We start from the raw sequence: 18,161 nt of genomic DNA, 5'->3' as shown, positions 1-18,161 counted from the left end.
CGGTACACCGGACGAAGGCGAAAAAAGTGTCAGGAAATCGGCGATTAATTTGTAACGGGCCACCCGGCGTACCGGGCCGCTGCGCCATCAGCCGGCCCGCGCCTGGCGCGGCCTTGCCGCGCGGCCGGGTCAGCGCGCCGTGACGCTGACCCAGTACGGCGTGACCCGGCTGATCCGCACCGGCAGCGTCTTTTCCAGCAGGCGCAGGCCGGCGTCGATGTCGTGCAGCGGAAAGGCGCCCGACACCCGCAAATCGGCCACGGCCGGATCACAGCGCATAAAGCCGCGGCGATAGCGCGCCAGCTCGTCCACCAGATCGGCCAGCCGCCAGTTGGTCGCGGCCAGCATGCCGTGCTCCCACGAGGCCTGTCCGGCATCCGCGCCGGTGGCCGCGGCGACGTGCCCGGCATCGAACACCGTCTGCTGCATGGCCTGCAGCACGCGATGCGCGCCGCCGCCCGCCGGCCCGATATCCACGGCGCCTTCAAACACCGCGACGCGCACGCGGCTGCCTTCGTCGCGCACCAGGAAGCGCGTGCCCAGCGCCTGCACCGTGCCCTGCGCCGTGCGCACGATGAAGGGCCGGTGCACCGGCGACGGGTCCTTGCCGGTCGTCAGCAGGATTTCACCCGCCCGCAGCCACACGACACGCTGATCCGCGGCGTACAGGATGTCCACCGCCGTGGCGGTGTTCAAGATCAGTTGCGTGCCGTCAGCCAATTGCAGGCGGCGCTGCTCTCCGGCGGCCGTGCGCGCATCGGCCGCCCACTCGCGCCACGGCAGTTCACGCCAGGCCAGCCACGCGGCCGGCCCCAGCACCAGCAGGCCCGCCACGTTGCGCAGCACCTGGCGACGCCCCGGCCGGTCCAGCCCCCGCAAGGCCTGCGCCCCCAGGGCGGGCGGCACCTGCCCGAAACTGCGCAGCATGTCCTCGGCGCGGGCCCAGGCCGCGGCGTGCGCCGCGCTACGGCCGCGCCAGCGTTCAAAGGCGGCGTGGTCCGACGCCGACAGCGCTTCCGACTGGAACCGCACCAGCCAGCCGGCGGCCTCTTCCAGCAGTGCGCGGTCCGGCGCCGCCGTCATGCTGCGCTCGCGTGATAGGCTACCAGGCAGGCCGTCAGCGCCTTCTGCATGTGGCGCTTGACCGTGGCCAGCGACATGCGCTGCACCCGCGCGATGTCGGCATAGGCCATGCCGTCGAATTGCGAGGCCAGGAATATCTCGCGCGTCTTGGCGGGCAAGGTGCGCAGGGTGGCGTCGATGGCGTAAAGGGTTTCGAGGATCAGCGCCCGCACTTCCGGCGACGGCGCCTCGCAAGGCGGCAACTGCGCGGCGGCCGCCTGGTAGGCGTCTTCCAGCGCGCGGCGGCGCCAGTGATCCACCACCAGGCCCTTGGCGATGTGCGTCAGCAGCGCACGCGGTTCGGCCCCGCCGCCCTCGCGCACGCGCGCACCCATCAGGCGCACGAAGGTGTCATGCGCCAGGTCGGCGGCATCGAAGGAATTGCCTAGCTTCTTGCGCAGCCACCCGGACAGCCAGCCGTGGTGGTCGCGGTAGATCTGCGTGACAGCGTCGTTGGGCAGGGAGTCGGTCGAGGACACGGCGCGGCTCGCGATGAAATCTAAATGGGAATAATTATTATTTTATCCCATCGCGGCCGCCCCGCCCCCGCGCTACAGTTTCGGCGCGTAGCGCACCGTCAGCATCACATTGCGGGGCTCGCCGTAGTAGTTGTTGCTGCTGATCGTGTTGTAGGACGGCACGTAGTACTTCTTGTCGAACACGTTGTTCAGGTTCAGGCCGAAGCTGAGCTCGGACGTGGCCTGGTACCCCACGCGGGCATTCCACACGGAAAAGCCCGCCAGCGCGAACTTGCGGTCCGAGCTCAGCGTATGCGTCTGCGTGTTGACGCCGGCGCCCACGCTCAGGCGGTTCCAGTCACCCGGCAGCTTGTAGTTGGCCCACAGGCGCAGCATGTGCTTGGGCGTCCACGTGTTGAAGATCTTGCCCTGGTTGTCCGGGTCTTCCAGGTACTTGGTGGTGTTGTAGGTGTAGCCGGCGAACAGTTGCAGGCCCTGGATCACCTCGCCCGACACTTCCGCCTCGAAGCCCTGGCTGCGCACCTTGCCGGCCGCGCGCGAGCAATACCAACCGTCGCAGGCAAAGCCGTTGTCGTAGTCGGTCACCGAGCGGTTCTTGTGGTCGTAGCGGAACACGGCCAGCGCCACGTTGACGCGGCCATCGGCCAGCTCACCCTTCACGCCGGCTTCGTAATTGGCGCCTTCCACCGGCTTGAGCAACGCGCCCGATACGCTGCGATCGGTCTGCGGCTCGAACACGGACGTATAGCTGGTGTAGATCGACCAGTCGCGACTCAGGGCGTAGACGATGCCGGCGTAGGGAATGAAGCGGCCGGATTCCGTCGTGGCCGAGGTCTCGCCGGCCGACCGGTAAGTGAAGTCATACCAGCCCACGCGGCCGCCGCCGATCAACGACAGCGACTCGGTGGGCTTGACGCGCCACGTGCCGTAGATGCCCTTCTGCCGGATGTCGTAGGCGCTGCGGCTGTCGTAGCCGCTGGCGGCTGCGATGCTGTCGATATCCTGCCACGGCCGGTTGTGGTCGATGTCGAAGATATTGCCGTCGCTATTGCTCCAGGCCCGCGTGAAGCGGTCTTGCGTCGTGAGCTTGGAATAGTTCGCGCCCAGCACGACTTCCTGCTTCATGCCCAGCGCCGTGAAATCGCCGCTGACCGACATGTCCAGGCCGCGCTGCTTGCTGTCGAAGTCCACGCCGAAATTGCCATACGACAAACCGCTGCCATCGCGCTGCACGGCATTGGCCACGCGCTGGTGCACGGTGGTGTTCTTCTCGTTCATGGCAACGCCGCCCAGCTTGAAGCGCCAGGCCTCGCTGAAGCGGTGTTCCAGGTCGGCGTAGAACACGGTCTGGTCATTCTTGGCGCGGTTCCAGGTCGACCCCGTGTAGGTGGAACGCGGCAGGTCGATGTCGCCGCCATCGGCAAAGCGCGGAAAGCCCACGAACATGGGTCGCGAGCGGCTGAAGCGGTTGCTGACCGCGATGCCGGCGGTGGTGTCGGGGCTGATGTCGTAGTCCAGCGCCGCGTACAGGTTGCGGGTCTTGTCCCACACGTAATCGGTGTACGAATGGCTGCGGTCATCGTCCAGCACCACCCGGCCGCGCAGCGTGCCGGCTGCGTTCAACGGGCTGCCGGCGTCCAATTGCAGGCCATAGCGGTCCCACGAACCGACCTTGCCCGTGACCACCACCGACGGTTCGGCGCCGCCGCGTTTGCGCACCAGGTTGACGGCGCCGCCCGGGCTGCCGGCCCCTTGCAGCAGGCCGGCCGCGCCGCGCAGGATCTCGACGCGGTCGTAGAACACCAGCGAATCCTGTTCCCAGTTGCCCAGGCTGTAGTTATTGCGCAAGAGCGGCACGCCGTCGTATTGCAGCATGTCCACCGGAAAGCCGCGCGAGTTGATCGCGATGCCCGGACCCACGCCTTGCACGCCCACCATGCCGGTGGTGTTGTTGATCGCGTCCGGCAGGCTGGTCATGTCCTGGTCGTCCATGCGCTGGCGCGTCAGGATGGTGATGGACTGGGGAATGTCCTTCAACGCCTGCGTGGTCTTGCCGATGGTGGCCGCGGGCGAGGTATACGACCCCGTGCCATCGGTGGTGGCCTGATAGCTGCCGGTCACGGTCACCGGCGCCAGCGTCTGCGCCTGGCCCGTCCCTGCCTGGCGCAATCGATAGCCGCCCTCGCCGCGCGCCACGGCCTGCAATCCGGTCCCTGCCAGCAGGCGCGCAAGCGCCGCATCCACGGAATAGGCGCCCGACACGCCATCGGTGCGCGCGCCCTGCGTCAGCGCCGGGTCGGACGCCACCATCACGCCCGCCTGCATGCCGAAGGCGCCGAGCGCCGCGCCCAACGGGCCAGCAGGCACATTGAAGGACACCGTGCGCGCGGCCGGGGCGGCCTGGGCCTGGACGGACGCGGCGGGCCACACCGCCGCGACCAGCGGCAGGGCCAGCGACAGCGTCACGCACAGCCGCGTGCGCGGCAGGACGCCGCGGCGGGCGGCATTCGCGGCGCGGGCCGCGGAAAGGGGTTGGCAAGGCATGAAGAAGTCCTGGTTCACGAGGGAGGAATGCGGCCCGTCGAGCGGGCTGCTTTCCCTACATGAAGCGTGAGAACGCCGATCACGCCGTTCCGGTTACAAATCAATCGCGTCAGGCCAGGTGCACGTTGACCCAGTAGCGTGTGTAGCGCTGCACCCGCACCGGCAACACGTCCTGCAGCATCGACAGGACCTGGTCCGTGTCGGCCACCGGAAACGCGCCCACCACTCGCAGCGGCGCCGCCTCCGGCGCACAGCGCAGCACGCCGGGGCGGTAACGCCCCAGTTCGCGCAGGAAGTCGGCCAGCGGCATGGCATCGGCCAGCAGCATGCCATCCAGCCAGGCCGAGACGCCCGGCGCCAGCGCCGCCGGCACGAAATCGCCCGCGGCGGAAAACTCGGCCTGCCCGCCCGCCGGCACCCGCCGCAGCGCCGCGCCGGCCTGGCCGTTCGCGACATCCACCGCCCCTTCCAGCACGGCCACCCGGCCCCGTCCCGCGCCCAGGTCGCGCACCAGGAAGCGCGTGCCCACCGGCGTCAGCACGCCGGCGCGCGTACGCACAGTGAAGGGACGGCCCCGCGGGTCCTGTCCGGTGGCCACCAGGATTTCCCCTTCGCGCAGCACCAGCTCGCGCCGCGTATCCGTGTAGCGCAGGTCCACCGCGCTGTCGGCATTCAGTTCGACGCGGGTGCCGTCAGCCAGCACCACGCTGCGTCGTTCGCCCGTGCCGGTGCGCAGGTCGGCTGCCAGATTGCGCAGGGCCTCGCGGTCGTTGACGGCCCAGGCGCCCAGCCCGACGCCGGTCGCCGCCATCATCCAGCGGATGGCGTTGCGCCGCGCACGGATCAGCGGCGCCTGCTGCAGGGTGCGCGAGGCGACATCGGCGCCGGCCTGCTCGGCGCCCAGGGACACGCCCCGGGTCAGCGCGCCCAACCGTTGCCAGGCCAGGTCGTGGGCAGGCTGCGCCTGGCGCCAGCGCTCGAAGCGATCGCGCTCGGTGGGCGTTGCGCCATCGCGCAGGCGCGCCCACCAATCGGCCGCCTGGCGGATCACCTTGGGGTCGAGCTTGCCGGCTTCCGGCGCCAGCGGCCGGAGCAGACGGACGCTATCCAGCGGGCCGCTCACCCGTAGACCGCCGCGTAGCAACGCACCAGCGCTCGGGCCAGCGATTTCTGCACGGCGTTGGGCGTCAGGCCCAGGCGTTCGCCGATCTCGATGTTGGACAAGCCGTCGATCTGCGCCATCAGGAAAATGCGGCGGCTGGTCATGGGCAAGGTATCCAGCAGTTCGCAAACCTGTTCCAGCGCCTCGAGGATCAAGGCGCGCGACTCCACGGACGGTTCCACCGCCGCCGGTTGCAGGGCCAGGGATTCGGCATAGGCCGCTTCCAGCGCGGCGCGGCGCGCGCGCCCGATCAGCAGGCGATTGGCGATGGTGCGCAGGTAGGCGCGCGGCTCGCTCAAGGGCTGGGCGACGTTGGCGCGGATCAACCTTTCGAACGTGTCGTGGGCCACGTCGGCGGCATCGGACGCGTTGCCCAGCTTGCGATGCAGCACGGTGCGCAGCCAGGAGTGGTGCGCCTGATAAACGGACTGCACCTCGGCGTGAGGCGCTAGGGAAGTGGAGTGCATGACGGCCCGGCCCCAGCCGGGACCACCAGAGACGCGAATGTAATGGAAACCATTCTCATTATAGTCCGGCCGGACGCCTTGAACAGATCCCCCGCCGCAACCCGTGGCGCCAGTCTCGTGCGTCGCCGGCCAGACGGCCCGGGGGTTCAGGCCCGGATCGCGTTGCCGAGCTGCTCTGCAAGCAGCGCCAGCGCGGGCGTATCCAGCGCCTGTGCGGCAAAGCACAGGCCGACGCGGCGCGACAGCGCCAGGCCGTCCAGGGCGCGCGCCGCCACCCCGTCCTGCTGCTCCACCAGCGAGCGCGGCGCGATGCAGGCGCCCACGCCGGCCCCCGCCAATTCCAGCGCCAGGCGCAGGGACGCCGCCTGTGCGGCGGGCGTATTGGCGGCGGCGCCGTAGTACGGCAACAGGCGCTGATGGCTGGGGTGGTCGGGGCAGACGATCCAATCGGGCGCGACATCGGCCGGCGCGCCGACCGGGGACGCAATGGCGTACGGGTCGTTCCACAGCGGCAGGAACAGTTCGTCTTCGCAGCGCTCGTCTTCGGTGGCCAGCCGGGCATCGCCCGCACACCCCTCCAGCAGGCGCAATTGCAGGTTGGGCACGGCCTGCCGCGCCCGCGCCACGAAGGCGCGGATATGGGCGCCGGCTATCTCGCCTTCGATGCCGATGCGCAGTTCGGCCACGCGGGCATCCTGCCGGAACTGACGGGTCATGGATTCGGTCTGCGCCACCAGCCGGCGGGCCTGCGGGTACAGGATGCGGGCCGCGTCCGTGACGGACACGCCGCGCGCCTGGCGCTCGAACAACTGCGCGCCCAGCAGGCTTTCCAGGCTTTTGATGGTGCCCGACAAGGCCGGCTGGCTCAGGTGCAGGCGTTGCGCGGCGGCGGTGATGTTACGCTCTTCAAACACGGCAATGAAGGCGTTCAGCTGGCGGCTATCCATAAGTTTTCCCGATTGATGCGAGAAGAATAAACCATTTTTCAAGCGGGAAAAGCCGCCATACACTGGTTTTCAGTCATTCTGACATACGAATTACCGATACCTGGAGCCCCACCATGACCCCCCCCAAACTTCCTCTCGTCGTTGTCACCGGCGCCAGCTCGGGCATCGGCCAGGCCACCGCCCGCCTGTTCTCGTCCCACGGCCATCCGCTGTTGCTGCTGGCCCGCCGCCTGGCGCCGATGCAGGCCCTGAACCTGCCCGACACCCTGGCCCGCCAGGTCGACGTGACCGACCGCCAGGCGCTGGCCGCCGCCCTGCGCGAAGCCGAAGCCCAATACGGCCCGGCCGACGCCATCGTCAACAACGCCGGCGTCATGCTGCTGGGTGACATCACCCGCCAGGACCCGGAACAATGGGACCGCATGCTGGACGTCAACGTCAAAGGCCTGTTGAACGGCGTACATGCCGTGGCGGCCGGCATGGCCGAACGCGGCCGCGGCACCATCATCAACATCAGCTCGGTGGCCGGGCGCAAGACTTTCCCGAACCACGTGGCGTACGTAGGCACCAAATTCGCCGTGCATGGCTTGTCGGAAAACCTGCGCGAAGAACTGTCGCCGCACAACGTGCGGGTGGTCACCATCGCCCCCGGCGCGGTCGAAACCGAACTGCTGGGCCACACCACCGACGACGGCATCAAGAGCGGCTACGAGGCCTGGAAGGCCGACATGGGCGGCAAGGTTCTCGCAGCCGAAGACGTGGCCAACGCGGTGTACTACGCCTACTCGCAGCCCCCCGGCGTGTGCATCCGCGAGATCGTGCTGGCCGCGACGCGGCAGCAGGCGTAGGCCCTGCACCCGCGCCGGCCTGGCTGGCCGGCGCCTCTGCAAACGCTAGAACGTCGCCTTCAGGTTCAGGAACACGCTGCGCGGCTCGCCGTAGTACACCTGGTTGGCCACGCCGCCCAGGTAGTACTTCTTGTCGAACAGGTTGTTCACGTTCAGCTGCGCCGACAGGCGCGAATTGAAGTCGTAGCGCGCCATCAGGTTGAACAGCGCCGTGGCCTTCTGCTTGGCGGTCACGCTGCCCTCGTCCAGCTCGACGGTGCTGTACGTGCTGATCTGCCAGTTGACGCCGCCGCCGACGGTCAGCTTGTTCCAGGCGCCCGGCAGGCGATAGGTGGTGAACAGCATGGCGGTCGCGCGCGGGCGTTCGGTGTTGACCGACACGCCGTGCACGTCGCGGCTGGTGTAGTACGTGCCGCCCAGCGTGGTGTTCCAGCCCGGCGCCAGCTGGCCCGTCACTTCCATTTCAATACCGCGCGTGGTGACGCCGTCGGCCGTCTTGTAGGCGCCGTCGGTGGACCCCGGCACCATGTAGCCCGGGTCCGGCACACCGGTCTTGCTTTCCTTCACCTTGAACAGCGCCACCGACGCATTGAGGCGGCCGTCCAGGTATTCGCCCTTCACCCCCACTTCGTAGTTCTGCCCTTCCACCGGATCCAGGTAGTTGCCGCTGCGGTCACGGTAATCCTGGGGCTGGAAGATGTCGGTATAGCTGGCGTAGGCCGAATACGTGCTGTTGATGTCGTAGACGACGCCCGCGTAGGGAATCAGACGCGAGTCTTTCTGGTCGCGGGTCGGCGAGCGCGATTGCCACGTGGCATAGCGGCTGCCGGTGATCAGCGTCAGGCTGTCGGTCAGCGACCAGCGCGCGGCGGCGTACGCGCCGCGCTGGTGCGTGATGGTGTCGCGCAGCGTGGTCGTCGTCCAGTTGGGCTGCGCGTACGAGCCGTCCCAGTCGTAGAACGAGCCCGTGTCGGGCATCGCGCCCTCGCGGCCATAACTGTAGAAGTCTTCGCTGTAGCGGCTGCGCATGGCGCCCAGCACCAGCTCGTGGCGGCGTCCCAGCAGCTGGAACGGCCCCTTGACCTGCAGGTTCAGCGAGGTCTGCTGCGCATACGAATTCCAGTAACCCGGCAACGCCCCCAGGCCCTCGCCGGTGTCGCGGTCCGGCTGGCCGTACAGGTACAGCAGCTTGGCGTCGTACTTGCTCTTGCGCAGCGACCAATCGGCCTTGGCTTCCCAGTCATTGTCAAAGCGATGCGACAGCGACGCAAAGGTAGTGCGCTGCGTCGTGTGCCAATAGGTCCAGTCGGCCGCGGTGGTCTTGGACCGGCGCCAATCGGTCGGCGTCCCGTCGCTGAATACCACCGGCAGACTGCCCCAGGTGGTGCCGCGCGGCCGCTTGTCCTGCGAATCCATGCCCACGCTCAACGTGGTGGACGGCGTCAGGTCCGCATCGATCACCCCGTAGAACACCTTCTTGTCGGTGTGGTACAGGTCGATGTACGAATCCTTCTTCTGGTACAGCGCCACCATGCGTGCACGCACCGTGCCTTCCTGGTTCAGCGGCGTGCTCAGGTCGACCGAGCTGCGGAACTGGTTCCAAGAGCCCACGCCGGTGTTGATCGAGCCGGTGAATTCGCGGCTGTTGGCATGCTTGCGCACCAGGTTGATCGAGGCCGACGGATTGCCCGCGCCGGTCATCAGCCCCGTCGCGCCGCGCACCACTTCGATGCGGTCGTAGATGATCGAATCGTTGTCGGATTCGCCGTACATCGACAGGCCGATCGTGGTGGGCACGCCGTCGTACTGCAGGTTGTCGATGTAGAAGCCGCGCGACCAGAAATCGGTGCGGTCGCTGTCTTCGGCCACCACTTGCACGCCCACCACACTGCCCATCACCTCGTCCAGCGACCGCAGGTTCTGGTCGTCGATGCGCTGGCGCGTCACCACCGACACCGACTGCGGCGTTTCGCGCAGCGACAGCGACAGCCCGGTCGCGCTCGCCGTCGCCGGCGTGGTGTAGGACCCGGTTCCCTCGGTCACGGCCGGATCGCGCGCGCCCAGCACCGTCACCGGCGCCAGGCTGGCCACCTCGCCGTCGCGTGACAGGATGATGCTATCGCCCTGCCAGCGGTAGGCCACGCCCGTGCCTTGCAGCAGGCGGGCCAGCGATTGCTCGGGGCTGCCGCTCATGCGCAGGCCGGGGCTGCGCAATCCCGCGACCACCTCGGGCGCGTAGAACACGCGCTGGCGGGTCTGCGCGGCCCATTGCAGCAAGGCATCGCCCAGCGGCAAGGCGGCGATGTCCACCGCCACGGCCTGGGGTGGGGTTTGGGCTTGTACGGCGGAGCTGGCACCGAGTGCCATGGCCAGCGACAGCGTCAGGGAAGACAGGGCAAAGCGGGTGGCGGCGCGCGCGGGGCGCCAGACAGGAAGGTTCACGGTCAGCTGCGGATTCGGTTCAACGGCAAGAAGGAAAGTCCCCGAAGCGGGAACGCGGCGCGACGCGCCTTCTCACCTAGAACGATGCAGCGGCGAAAAAACCTGAATGCTTCGTCCGATTAATTTGTAACGGTCAACGCGCCGACACGTCGATCACGCCGTCTGCGGCGGGCGCCAGCTTCACCGGCGCCACCGCCGGCAAGGCGTCCAGCAGCGCTTCGGGGCGGTCCAGGCTGAACGACGCGGACACGCGCAGGCGCCCCGCCCGGCTGTCGGCCACGCGCAGAGGCGTGGCCAGGTAGCGGTTCATCTCGCTGACCACCTCGGTCAGCGGTGCATTCTTGAACACCACGCGCCCCGTCTGCCAGGCCAGCGCCGTGTCGACGTCGGTGGGCGCCGGCACGCCGATGGCGCCGCTGCCGGGCACGCGGATGCCATGGCCGCCGCGCAGCACCGCCAGGCCCAGGTTCCACCAATGGCCGCCGCTGACTTCCACCGTGCCGGAACGCACCAGCACCGTGACGACGTCCTCGTCGCGCCGAACATCGAACACCGTGCCGGTCACGCGGACCTCGCCGCTGCCGGCACGCACCAGGAATGGCCGCTCGGCATCGGGACTGACGGAAAAGAGAATCTCGCCGCCCTGCAATTCAACCTCGCGGCGGCCGGCGTAGAACTTGACCTCGGCCAGCGTGTTGCCGTTGATCTCGAGCACCGAGCCATCAGGCAGCGTGACCTGCTTGCGCTCGCCGCGGTCGGCACCGACCACGGTGGTGAAGGACGGCGCCTCGCCGGGCAGGCTCCACCACCCCGCCAGGGCCACCAGCGCCAGCAAGGCGCAGGCGAAGCCCACGCGCAACGGCGCAGGCAACGGCAACCATCGGCGCACCTTGGGCCGGGCCGGCACGGCCCCGCCCAGCAGGGCCTGGACGCGGTCTTGCGGCAGCCGCTCGGCCGCCTGCCCCAGCTGCTGCATGCGGTCGAAGTCGCGCGCGGCGTCCGGCTGCTCGCGGCGCCAGAGCGCGAAAGCGCGGCGCTCGCGGCGCGTCATGTCGCCCGAATGCCAGCGGGCAAACCACCAGGCGGCGGTAGCGGGCTGGCGCGGGTCGTCGGCATCGCGGGTAAAGGACTCGGTCATCGGTGGCTGCCGTCCGCGTCCGGGCGCGGATCCGTAGTGAAGGAAACCTGCGTCACGGCGCGTGCTCGCGCAGACGCTCCTGCACGTATTCGATCGCCCGCATGACGTAGCGTTCAATCATATTCTTGGATAGCCCCATGTAGGTGGCCACCTCGGCCTGGGTCCAGCCTTCGATGCGGTTCAGCACGAACGCTTGGCGGCACTTGGGCGGCAGTTCCGCCAGCACGCGGGCCAGGTCATCGGCCAGGCGCGCGGCGCGCAGCGGCGCATCGGGGTCGGACGCGGCCGGCTGGTCGTCTTCGGCCAGGTCATCGAGCGGCACGTGCTGCTCGCGCCCCTGGCGGCGCCAGCGGTCGATCAGGCGGTGCCCGGCCACCTGGAACAGATAGCCGCGGGCCTTGGCCGCCACGCTGCCGTCCGCCTTGAGCAGATGCTCGATCGCGTCGTGCGCGGCGTCTTCGGCGTCGTGCCGGTTGCCCGACCGGCGCGTCCAGGCGCCGATCAGCTCGTCATAGCAGGCGAGCCATCCGGGGCGGGACGAGGCGGGGCGGGACATGGGGCGATCCGGTAGCGTAGGGTGGGAACGCTGCGGATTTTACAAATAATTCTCATTATCGCAACTAGCGCCCGCGTTCCGCGCCCGCTACGGGCCGCTCGCACCGGTCATGTCACCCAGGGAAATCAGACGCATCTGATCTGGCGATTCAGTCCTAATAATCCATCGGCACATGGCTCTGGGCCGCACGCAGCTCCTGGATGTGCCGTTCGGCCTCTTCGCGTTCGGCCGCCGGCGGCAAGGCGCGCCAGCTCACCATGTTGCCCGGCGCCTTGGCCGGCATCCATCCCAGCACGCTGTACAGCGAAATCGCGGTACCGCCCGTGTCCAGCCTGGTCTCGTAATAGCCCTGCCGCTCCGGCGTCTTGTCGCCGGGCACCCACTCCAACTGAGACATCTTGTCGTCCTCTCGGTAACGCCCTTGCATGACACCGCCGTTCCCACGAAACGGACGCCGTCGAATTGATCGTATAGCGCTGCCTGCCTCCTGATAAGCGCACGATGCGCCGCCTTTTCAATTCTTGACAGAGGGGAATCCCTAGGATTTTTTCGAAACGCGATTGCTAAAGCGGGAACTCAGGCGCTAGGATGCCGCAAAGCATTCTTACAAAGCCCAGGTCGCCGGCACGATGCGGCCCCTGGGACAGCCCTCCCTCGGTTGCGGGCTTTTAAGGGCGACACCGGTATGCCGACATCGAGCTTCATGCGCTATCCGAAAGATCGGCTGGCGGCCCTGGCCGGCGCAAGCGCGCTGCGAGCCATCCGCGAAGGCCTGCTCTGGACGATGCCCTGCCTGCTGGTGGCCGCGCTGTTCCTCGTGCTGGCCATCGTGGCGCGCCAGCTGGGGTTGCCGCCCCACGTCGCCGATGTCCTGTCGGGGGTGCACGACAAGCTCAATGCCGTCATGCCAATGCTGGTCAGCACGTCGATCGGCTACATGCTGTCCATCCGCTACCGCGTGCCCAACCTGCCGGCCGCCTTCCTGTGCCTGTCGTACGTGGTGATCGCCGAGGGGTTGCTCGCGCCCTACCCGCACGCCGCCGCCACGCTGACCCTGTTCATCGCCATCATCGCGCCGCTGGGCACGGTGCCGCTCATGTCGTGGCTGCACCGGCGCCGCTGGACCCGCCTGGCGCCCGACGGCCTGATCGGCGAAAACGTGCGCGGCACACTGAACATGGTGATACCGGGACTGCTGGTCGCCGGGGTCGTCGTGCTGGTGCTGAGCGCGGTGCTGCGCGTGCCCGGCGTCACGCAGTTCAACATCCCTGTCGACCTGGCCTCGCTGGACAGCCCCTTCACCACCGGCCCGATGATGGCCGCGATGAACTCGATCTTCTGGTTCTTCGGCATCCACGGCTATCACGCCATGGCGCCCATCCTGGACGTGCTGGACCAGGCCACGTCGCTCAACGCCGCCAGCGCCGCCGCCGGCTATCAGGGCATGTATGCGCTGAACAGCACGCTGCTGGGGGCCTTTGCCTTCATCGGCGGCGCCGGCGCGACCCTGTCGCTGGTGGCCGCGATCCTGCTGTTCTCGCGCAGCGAATCGCTGCGCCTGCTGGCGCTGGCCAGCATCCCGGTGTCGCTTCTGAACGTCAACGAGATCCTGCTGTTCGGCCTGCCCCTGATCCTGAATCCGCGCCTCCTGATCCCGTTCGTGCTGGCGCCGGTGTGCAACGTCATCATTGCGCTGGCCGTGGTGCAGCTGGGCTGGCTGGACCCCGCCACCGTGACGTTGCCGCTGACCTCGCCGGTATTGCTCAACGCCTACCTGGGATCGGGCGGCCACCTGGGCGGCGTGGTATTGCAGGTGTTCCTGATTGCGCTGGGCACCTGCCTGTACGCGCCCTTCGTGGTGGCACTGGAACGCCAGCGCAAGGCCGATGCCACGGTCTATTTCAAGTCGCTGGACACCACCTTTCCGCGCCTGCAGGAAGAATCGCTGCTGTTCGCGCACGACCCCGTGGTGTCGACCTACGCCAACCGCGCGCGCCGCAGCGCCGAGATCTCGCGCATCCGTACCATCAGCGAATACGACTTCTATCTGGAATATCAGCCCCAGGTGTCGCTGCGCACCGGCCAGTGCACCGGCTGCGAGGCGCTGCTGCGCGCCACCGGCCCCGAAGGCACGCAGCAGGCGCCGCTGGAATTCCTGCGCTGGCTGGCGCAGGCCGACCTGATGCGCGAGGTGGACCTGTGGGTCGCCAAGCAGGCGGTGCTGCAATGCCAGGCCTGGCGCCGGGCCGGCTTCACGCTGCCGCTGACCATCAACGTCACCAGCAGCACGCTGACGTCGGCGTCGTACCTGGACAAGCTGGTGAAGGTGCTGGAACAGGCCCGCGGCCAGGTCTCGGTGGAACTGACCGAAGACGCGCTGGTGGAAGACGCCGAGGCGCTGCACACGGCGTTCGGCCGCCTGCACGGCATCGGCTGCCGCATCTACATCGACGACTTCGGCACCGGCTATTCGGCCCTGAGCTACCTGCACCAGTTCGAGATCGACGCGGTCAAGATCGACCGCAGCTTCGTGCTGGCCCAGCGCAGCGAACGCGGCGCGCAGGTGATGAGCGGCCTGCTGCGCTTTTGCGAAGCGCTGGACCTGCAGATCATTGTCGAAGGCGTGGAAACGCAGGAACAGATTTCGGCGCTGGAATCCAGCGCCGAAATCATCGTGCAAGGCTGGTTCTACAGCCGCGCGCTGCCGGGCGACAGCGTGGTGGAATTCGCGCGGCAGCGCATGCAGGTCGCCGCGCAGGACGCAGCCGCGCCTACTTGATGCCGATGAACGGCATGGCCGAACCGGGCACCTGCGTGGCCGGCAGCACGCCATCCCACTTCTCGACGGCGTTCAGGCTGACCAGGTTGGTGTTGGCGGCCAGGGCCTCGGCCTTGGCGCGGATGGACGCCGCTTCGGCTTCGCCGCGCATGCGGATGCCGTCGGCTTCGGCCGTGAACTGCTGGCGGCGCGCATCGGCTTCGGCCTTGGCCTTGACCACCTGGATCTCGGCGTTGATCATCGCCGTTTCCTTTTGCTGGCGCGTGGTTTCGATCTGCACCTGGGCCAGCATGCGCTGCTCGATGGAATGTTCGTAGGCCTGCGAGAAGCCCACTTCCTCGATCTGCACGCCCACCACCTGCACCGGCGCGCCTTCCATCGTCTTGAGCACGGCGTTGTTCACGTCCAGGCCCAGCTTCTGGCGTTCCTGGATGGCGCGCACGGCGGTGTACTGGCCGAACACGTTCTTGACCGCGTCGGGCGTCTTGCGTTCCAGCACGCGCATCTGCAGGTTGCCGATGGTGCCGTATTCGGAATACAGCTCGGCCACGTGTTCGGACGGCACGCGGTAGGTGACCGACACGCGCAGCGTGGCCGGTTGCTGGTCATAGCTGTAGGCTTCCAGCTTCTCGAACACGAAAGTGTGGTCGCGCACCGACACCATCATGACGCTGTCGATGAACGGCGTCTTGAAATCCAGGCCCGGCTCGGACACACGCACCAGCTTGCCGTTGCGCAGCACCACGCCACGTTCGCCCTGGTCCACCTGAAACCATGAGCCGAACGCGATGAACAGGATCAGCAGGAACAGCACGCCGGTGACCACGGCCACCATCAGGCTGCGCGGCTTGGCGGATTTGACGATCTGCAGGTCGGTCGGCTTCACTTGGAGTCCCTTTCTGATTTATTGCGTTTACGGTCCGAGAGCACGGCGGCGATGCCACGCGCGAGCAAATAAGCGACCACGGCCGCCCCAACCAAGATCAGGAAATAACGCATCTGGCATCCCCCCCCGGGATAGAAGCCAGCGATTCTAGCGCGACTCCGTCCCCGGAAATCGACAGAAAAGTTACGGTTGTTTCATCTTGTCAAAAGAGGATTCGAGGGCGCCGCAGGCAGGCCTGACAGGCGCGGCGCGGTGGCCAACACATCCCCGCGCAGGCGCAGCTAGGCGCCGTAATGCGCCAGCCCCAACCGAGCCAGATTGTCCGGGTACTCGAAATACGCCTCGTCCAGTTCCTGCATGCGCGCCTGTTCGTCTTCGGTCATCGCGCCGTAGATGTCGTTCAGTTGCACCACCTCGGGCGATTCCTCGAAGCGGTCGATCAGGCCACGCATGTCCGCCAGGATGGCATGCGTGCGCTCGGCCCCGATCTTCTTGAGCGCGCCCAGCGCCAGTTGGCAGGTGGGGTCGCCCCAGTTGCACAGGAACTGCATGAAGCCGCCGTTGTTGATGTCGGCTTCCATGCGCCACAACGCCACCAGCTCCTGGTCGCGCCGCGACAGGCGGTCCAACTGCCATCCGGCCGCCTGCAGCGTGGCCAGCGCGCGCTCGTAGACCGCATCCCACAGCAGGTCGCGCACGTTCAGCATGCCTTCGGCCGACGGCGCCAGCAGCGCCGGCCAGACCACGCCGTGGCCGTCGTCCACCAATTGCCACTGCGCGCGCTCGGCCGGGCTGCCTTTGTCCAGCCGGATGTGGCGGCGAATGGGTTCCTGCAGCGTGCGGCCATTGGCCAGGGTCAGGATGATGTGAGTGTCGGTCAGCGAGAGATCGCGGATGCGGTAGTCGGACATGCGGTGAATTCCTGAAAGGGGCAACATGGGTGGCGCGGGTTCGCCCGCGCGATTGCCGATACTTTGGCACAATCGCGGCGTATCAAGTTGCCGGACAGCGACTTCGGCGCCATGGAATTCTCTGCGCTCACCAACACCATTGCGATGCAGGCCGCGCGCAGGAAGGTGCTGCGCTTGAACCGCGTGCTGGAAGGCGATTAGGCGCCCGCCGTCGTCCACGCCGCACGGCCGCTGACCCCGGCGTCGCGAGGCTCATCGTTCCTCGCATCGCGCCGCACACTGTTACGCCTGTGCCCCGCCGCCCTCTGCTACCGTAAAGCGTGGGCCGAGCGCCCGCTCGCAGGCCGGGCGCCCCCCGCCCGGTCCTCAGACGGAGACCGACGATGCCCCGACCTTCCGAGTCCGCGCCGCTGATCGGCGTGATCCCGCCTTACGTGTTGGACCGTCTGGCGCAGCACGCCGATGCGCGGGTCAGCATGCCGGCGGTCAAGACCCTGATCATCGACCAGCAACAACGCGGCCTGCGCGAAATGGCCGAGCAGCCGCCGCGCGCGCGCCTGACCGAACCCCGCCCCAATGCCGCCGCCGGCACCCCGCAGCGCGCGGTGCATACGGCCGAAAACGGCACCACCCTGCCCGGCCGGCTGGTGCGCGCGGAAGGCGTGCCGGCCAGCGGCGACGCCGCGGTGGACGAGGCCTATGCGCACCTGGGCGCCACCTACAAATTGTTCTGGAACATCTATCACCGCGACTCCATCGACGGCAGCGGCTTGCCGCTGGTCGGCAGCGTGCACTACGGCGAAGACTACGACAATGCATTCTGGAACGGCGCGCAGATGGTGTTCGGCGACGGCGATGGCGAAGTCTTCAACCGCTTCACGGTCGCAGTGGACATCATCGGCCACGAGCTCACGCACGGCGTGATCGACACCGAAGCGGCGCTGGCCTATCAGGGCCAGTCCGGCGCGCTGAACGAATCACTGTGCGACGTGTTCGGCGTGCTGGTCAAACAGTACGCGCTGGGCCAGAACGCCCGCGAAGCCGACTGGCTGGTGGGCCAGGGCCTGTTCCTGCCCAAGGTGCAGGCGCGCGGACTGCGCTCGATGGCCGAACCCGGCACCGCCTATGACGACCCGATGCTCGGCAAGGACCCGCAACCCGCCCACATGAGCGCCTACGTCGACACGCCGCGCGACAACGGCGGCGTGCATATCAATTCCGGCATCCCCAATCGCGCCTTCTACCTGGCCGCCACCGCGCTGGACGGTCCGGCCTGGGCAGTGGCCGGCCGCATCTGGTACGACACGCTCTGCGACAAGCGGCTGCGCCACGATGCCGACTTCGTGGCGTTTGCGCGCCTGACCGTCGACATTGCCCGTACCCGCCACGACACGGCGGTCCACAAGGCCGTAGCCAGCGCCTGGGCCGCGGTGGGAGTACAGCCATGATCGACCTGCCCCCGCTGGAATTCGCGCTGCGCGTGAGCTTGACCCGTGAAGGCGGCCTGGCCTACCTGCCCGGCCTGGCGCAGCCGCGCAGCATCGACCTGGCCGCCTGCCCGCCCGGCCTGCGCGCACAGGTCTGCGAAGCGCTGCAACGCGCCGCACCGGTCGCGTCGCCGGAGTGCGGCGCGCAGGGGGGCGACCAGCGCTACTTCCATGTGGAATTGGTATTCAGGGATCCGGCCAATGGCGCGACCGCCAGCCTGGTGTTCGACGTCCCGGAAGCCGAGGCGCCCGACACCCTGGTGCAGCTTTGGCGCGGCCAGGGCGCCAGACCGTGATGGGGCGGTAGACCCGCCCGCGAACGGGTTGCGGGATCGACCCGGGGTCCGCTCCCGCGTGGCCCCGGCCACGTCCTCGGCATGTGTCTACACGCGT

16 protein-coding genes are annotated in these 18,161 nt (G+C 68.0%); 4 read left to right on the top strand and 12 right to left on the bottom strand.

The annotated features are described in order from the left end of the window. Positions 1–129: 129 nt before the first annotated feature. The 6 genes from AC3WMR_RS15625 to AC3WMR_RS15600 all read right to left on the bottom strand — a co-directional run bounded on the left by AC3WMR_RS15625 (position 130) and on the right by AC3WMR_RS15600 (position 6,721). Entirely contained in the window at positions 130–1,083 is a 954-nt protein-coding gene (locus AC3WMR_RS15625) for a FecR domain-containing protein (protein WP_492264293.1), read from the bottom strand. Further along, positions 1,080–1,601 carry a sigma-70 family RNA polymerase sigma factor gene (locus AC3WMR_RS15620; protein WP_492264294.1) on the bottom strand — a complete coding sequence of 174 codons (522 nt, stop codon included), beginning with the start codon at positions 1,599–1,601 and terminating at the stop codon, positions 1,080–1,082. The genes AC3WMR_RS15625 and AC3WMR_RS15620 overlap by 4 nt, the downstream gene beginning before the upstream one ends. A gap of 72 nt (positions 1,602–1,673) precedes the next feature. Further along, positions 1,674–4,145, bottom strand: a complete 2,472-nt coding sequence (locus AC3WMR_RS15615) for a TonB-dependent siderophore receptor (RefSeq protein ID WP_492264295.1) — start codon at positions 4,143–4,145, stop codon at positions 1,674–1,676. 109 nt (positions 4,146–4,254) lie between these two features. Continuing rightward, a complete protein-coding gene (locus AC3WMR_RS15610) occupies positions 4,255–5,268 on the bottom strand; it encodes a FecR domain-containing protein (protein ID WP_492264296.1) in 1,014 nt (337 codons plus the stop codon). Further along, entirely contained in the window at positions 5,265–5,774 is a 510-nt protein-coding gene (locus AC3WMR_RS15605; protein ID WP_175191191.1) for a sigma-70 family RNA polymerase sigma factor, read from the bottom strand. Before AC3WMR_RS15605 ends, AC3WMR_RS15610 begins: the two co-directional genes overlap by 4 nt. A gap of 146 nt (positions 5,775–5,920) precedes the next feature. Further along, positions 5,921–6,721 (bottom strand): LysR family transcriptional regulator, encoded by an 801-nt coding sequence (locus tag AC3WMR_RS15600; protein ID WP_492264297.1) that lies wholly within the window; start codon positions 6,719–6,721, stop codon positions 5,921–5,923. A 113-nt stretch (positions 6,722–6,834) separates the two neighbouring features. Here AC3WMR_RS15600 and AC3WMR_RS15595 point away from each other — a divergent pair, with 113 nt between their 5' ends. Continuing rightward, a complete protein-coding gene (locus AC3WMR_RS15595; RefSeq protein WP_492264298.1) occupies positions 6,835–7,569 on the top strand; it encodes an SDR family oxidoreductase in 735 nt (244 codons plus the stop codon). 45 nt (positions 7,570–7,614) lie between these two features. Here AC3WMR_RS15595 and fhuE read toward each other — a convergent pair whose 3' ends face one another. The 4 genes from fhuE to AC3WMR_RS15575 all read right to left on the bottom strand — a co-directional run bounded on the left by fhuE (position 7,615) and on the right by AC3WMR_RS15575 (position 12,102). Continuing rightward, the gene (fhuE, locus tag AC3WMR_RS15590) at positions 7,615–9,936 is read right to left on the bottom strand and encodes a ferric-rhodotorulic acid/ferric-coprogen receptor FhuE (RefSeq protein ID WP_492264508.1); all 2,322 of its coding nucleotides are present in this window, start codon (positions 9,934–9,936) and stop codon (positions 7,615–7,617) included. A gap of 208 nt (positions 9,937–10,144) precedes the next feature. Then, a complete protein-coding gene (locus tag AC3WMR_RS15585; protein ID WP_492264299.1) occupies positions 10,145–11,149 on the bottom strand; it encodes a FecR family protein in 1,005 nt (334 codons plus the stop codon). 52 nt (positions 11,150–11,201) lie between these two features. Beyond that, entirely contained in the window at positions 11,202–11,705 is a 504-nt protein-coding gene (locus tag AC3WMR_RS15580) for an RNA polymerase sigma factor (RefSeq protein WP_025139237.1), read from the bottom strand. A gap of 154 nt (positions 11,706–11,859) precedes the next feature. Next, positions 11,860–12,102, bottom strand: coding sequence for a hypothetical protein (locus tag AC3WMR_RS15575; protein WP_025139236.1), 243 nt, complete (start codon positions 12,100–12,102; stop codon positions 11,860–11,862). 306 nt (positions 12,103–12,408) lie between these two features. On the opposite strand from AC3WMR_RS15575, the gene AC3WMR_RS15570 reads away from it, so the two are divergent. Further along, complete coding sequence (locus tag AC3WMR_RS15570) at positions 12,409–14,484, top strand: PTS sugar transporter subunit IIC/EAL domain-containing protein (RefSeq protein WP_492264300.1); 2,076 nt, start codon at positions 12,409–12,411, stop codon at positions 14,482–14,484. Here AC3WMR_RS15570 and AC3WMR_RS15565 read toward each other — a convergent pair. Then, positions 14,477–15,319 carry a prohibitin family protein gene (locus AC3WMR_RS15565; protein WP_175191481.1) on the bottom strand — a complete coding sequence of 281 codons (843 nt, stop codon included), beginning with the start codon at positions 15,317–15,319 and terminating at the stop codon, positions 14,477–14,479. The two genes, AC3WMR_RS15570 and AC3WMR_RS15565, sit on opposite strands and share 8 nt — an antisense overlap. A 332-nt stretch (positions 15,320–15,651) precedes the next feature. Next, positions 15,652–16,281: a DMP19 family protein gene (locus tag AC3WMR_RS15560; protein WP_492264301.1), complete on the bottom strand. Its 630-nt coding sequence runs from the start codon at positions 16,279–16,281 to the stop codon at positions 15,652–15,654. 383 nt (positions 16,282–16,664) lie between these two features. On the opposite strand from AC3WMR_RS15560, the gene AC3WMR_RS15555 reads away from it, so the two are divergent. Together AC3WMR_RS15555 and AC3WMR_RS15550 are read left to right on the top strand one after the other, a co-directional pair. After that, positions 16,665–17,729 carry a M4 family metallopeptidase gene (locus AC3WMR_RS15555; RefSeq protein WP_492264302.1) on the top strand — a complete coding sequence of 355 codons (1,065 nt, stop codon included), beginning with the start codon at positions 16,665–16,667 and terminating at the stop codon, positions 17,727–17,729. Beyond that, positions 17,726–18,064, top strand: a complete 339-nt coding sequence (locus AC3WMR_RS15550; RefSeq protein WP_492264303.1) for a protealysin inhibitor emfourin — start codon at positions 17,726–17,728, stop codon at positions 18,062–18,064. Before AC3WMR_RS15555 ends, AC3WMR_RS15550 begins: the two co-directional genes overlap by 4 nt. Positions 18,065–18,161 lie beyond the last annotated feature (97 nt).

Source organism: Achromobacter sp. FW305-C-28 (assembly GCF_058783235.1).
The sequence above is the reverse complement of the archived record's forward strand: the minus strand, read 5'-3'. Positions and strand labels throughout refer to the sequence as shown.